Annotated in this window: 3 protein-coding genes; all 3 read right to left on the bottom strand. The window is 66.6% G+C overall.

Annotated features, from left to right (window positions below):
- Positions 1–166: 166 nt before the first annotated feature.
- Positions 167–682, bottom strand: a complete 516-nt coding sequence (locus M3461_00315; protein ID MDQ3772933.1) for a DUF1269 domain-containing protein — start codon at positions 680–682, stop codon at positions 167–169.
- Positions 683–1087: 405 nt separating this feature from the next.
- A complete protein-coding gene (locus M3461_00310) occupies positions 1088–1696 on the bottom strand; it encodes an OmpA family protein (protein MDQ3772932.1) in 609 nt (202 codons plus the stop codon).
- Positions 1693–2052: a hypothetical protein gene (locus tag M3461_00305; protein ID MDQ3772931.1), complete on the bottom strand. Its 360-nt coding sequence runs from the start codon at positions 2050–2052 to the stop codon at positions 1693–1695. The genes M3461_00310 and M3461_00305 overlap by 4 nt, the downstream gene beginning before the upstream one ends.
- Positions 2053–2851: the final 799 nt, after the last annotated feature.

Below are 2851 nucleotides of genomic sequence, written 5' to 3'. Positions count from 1 at the left end.
GGCGCGCCGGCGCGCCGAGTGGGTGCCGCCGCCCTACAAGGCGACCCGCGGTACCCTGTATAAATACATCAAGAACGTAAAGACCGCCTCGGAAGGCTGCGTCACCGACGAGTGAACCCGGCTCATCCGCCCCGGTGAACCGGATAGGGCCGGGGGTAGCGGGCGGCTAAGGGAACGGGAACGCCGGCATCCGGGGATCGGTACCGGCCAGGACATCGGGGTGTCTCGCGCCCACGAGGTCGCTGATTTCCTCGACGCGGTCATGGGGGACGTCGACCATGAGGAGCACCTTGCCGGCGTCCAGGGCCTCGTCGTAGCCCCTGAGCTCGGTGTTCGGGACGCTCGACGCGATCATGCTCGAGACCCAGATACCGAAGCTCGCCCCGAGCAGCGCGAACAAGAGGACCGCGCCCAGCCCGAGTGCCGAATCCATCGGGGGAACAAGCGAGATCACGAAACCGAAGACCGCGCCGAGCGCGCCGCCGAAGACCAGGCCGGTCCAGATCCCGTGTTTGAAGTCACTCTTCTCGGCGACGGAGGCCTCCGGGAGGTCTCCCAGATCGGTCCCGCGTTTGGCCATGAAATGCATGTGCCGGTCCTCGATGCGGGCCAACAACAACTCCCTCTCGATCTCCCGCGCCGCTTCGACACCCGGGAGCACGAAAATTAAACGGGTCCTCATATCCGATCCCCTCCGACAGTGATGGCCAAAAGTGATAGAAAATCTCGAGCGCCCGAGCGCCCTGCGCTTCCAGCCGCCGGGCTACCGTCTATCACTTCACCCGGGGCAAGTCAACTGGGCGGCGTCAGCCCGGATTTCTCACCACCGCCCGTCGCGAGGCCGCCGAGGCGCCGGTCTGGCGGGCCGCACCGACTGAAAGACCGCGGGCGTAGCTGGCACTACGTCGAGCCGGCTTGAAGGGCGAGGCGGACGAGCCTGTCGTCCGGTGGACGACAGGCTCGCCGAGCGGGCGGCCACGGCTGGGCGCATTGGGCTTTGCGCGGAGCAGGATTGCGTGGCACAAAGACGGCCCGCCGGATCGGCGGTGCGTCGAAGGCGCGAGCCATGCGCACGCTCTCAGGCGCTCTAGCCCGGCTTCTTGATCGTGATCTCCACGCGCCGGTTCTGCTGGCGGCCGGCCGGGTCGTCGCTGCCGTCGGGCGCGGCGTTGGGTACTTTCGGCTGCGTCTCGCCGAGTCCGCGCGTCGAGATGCGCGCAGCATCGATGCCGCCCTCCCTGGCGAGCCAGGTCTTCACCGACGACGCCCTGCGCTCCGAGAGCGTGTGGTTGTAGGCGTCCTCGCCCTTGCTGTCGGTGTGGCCTTCGATCACGACCGGACCCGGGGTCGAGGCGATCACCGTCGCCACCTTGCGCAGCGCGTCCAGCGCGTCGAGCCGCAGCTCGGCCTTGTCGAAGTCGAAGAGCACGTCGGCGGCGAGCTCGATCCGGATCTCCTGCGCGGTCACCTTCGCCCCGAGTTCCTTCAGCGTCGTCTCCATCCCGAGCGAAACGCCGACGATGTCGAGGACCCTGCCCCGGAGGTCGAGAACCCTGCCCTGGATCTCGAGCACCTTGCCCGGCGCGGCGTCTGCGGCCGGCTCCTGCGCGGGCGACTGCGCCGCGGCCGCGAGGACCGCCAGCACGGCGAACGGCGCCGGGCAGCGCCGACGGCTCGGCATCGTCGCCTCGCTCAAAGATCGGTGATTGGGATGTCTTCGAAGGGCGGCGCGACCGAGGTGAAATAGCTCACCGATTTCACCTCCGCGGGCGGCGCCGGGTACTTCGCCCACCAGGTCCAGGTCGCGTCCGGTGCCAGGCTCACCGAGATGTTCCCGCCCGGGTTCGGCTGGGGCGCCAATGGCACCTTCTCGCTGTCGCGCAGCACAAAGTACTTCTTGCTCCCGGCCGTGACGTACTGTGCGTCGTAGTTCCCGCCGTCGATCATATAGAAGGAAGCTGCTTGCGCGCCGGTGTTCCGGAAGCGCAGCTTGATCGTGAGCACGCCCTCCTTGCGCTTGCACTCGACGATCTCGCCGACCACGCCGGCCACGTTCGTGTCCTGGCTCGCGAGGACCGCGCCCGCAGCCGGCGGGGCCTGCGCGGACGACGGGGCACTCGAGAGGCCAGCACGGCAGCGGCCAACAGGGCGACGGCACCAGGGTGGGCGAACGAGTGGCACATGGGGAGTTCCTCCTGTCAGCGCGTCGGCGGCGAGGGCCGCCGATGCGCCCTTATATCACGCGGTGGCGCGCCGTGCCACCGGCACCGGCTGCCGATCGCGGGACCGCCCGGTCCAACCTATTTTTCGGAACGCCGAGACACTTTAGGCGGTGACCGATTGCGGGAGCCGGTCGAAATCATCCTGGCAAGCGTCGGAAAGCGCAAGCGGCCCCAGTGCCAAATGTAAGTGAGACACTGGCCCTCCCATAAATTACCGTAGGGCGGTCAGGTACTCAGCAATGGTCGAACACATGAGCAACACGACATCCAGGTGGCCGGTGCCTGTGCGGTATGGAAGACGGCTCACGTCAGGCCGCTTCCAGAAGATCGGCATCTGCAACGTCGCTGACCTCTTTTGGTACCCGGCGGCGGCTTGTCGTCTGTAGGCTCGAGCGTCAGAGCTCCAGGCCCTCGCGGCGAAGCGCTCGCATCATGACCGTGCGGTGGCGAATGGCCGCGGGCCAGGGAGCGCTCGCGTTCCTGACGTCCGTCTGTGCCCAGCGCTAGCCCAGGTTTAACACTCGCAAAAAAATGATGATGAAGTACAATGGATTAGGGATACAAAAAAGTGCGTATGGCACTACAAGTGTGTTTTTTGGGTTAGACGACGAGTTTCTTGATCCCTCCCG

The organism is Pseudomonadota bacterium (assembly GCA_030860485.1).
GTDB lineage: Bacteria > Pseudomonadota > Gammaproteobacteria > JACCXJ01 > JACCXJ01 > JACCXJ01.
Note: the sequence above shows the minus strand (reverse complement) of the source record. Positions and strands in the feature narration are given on the sequence as shown.

What these genes read in the sequence shown, in the direction of transcription:
- M3461_00315 (MDQ3772933.1), bottom strand. Translation starts at nt 682, where the DNA reads ATGAGGACCCGTTTAATTTTCGTGCTCCCGGGTGTCGAAGCGGCGCGG.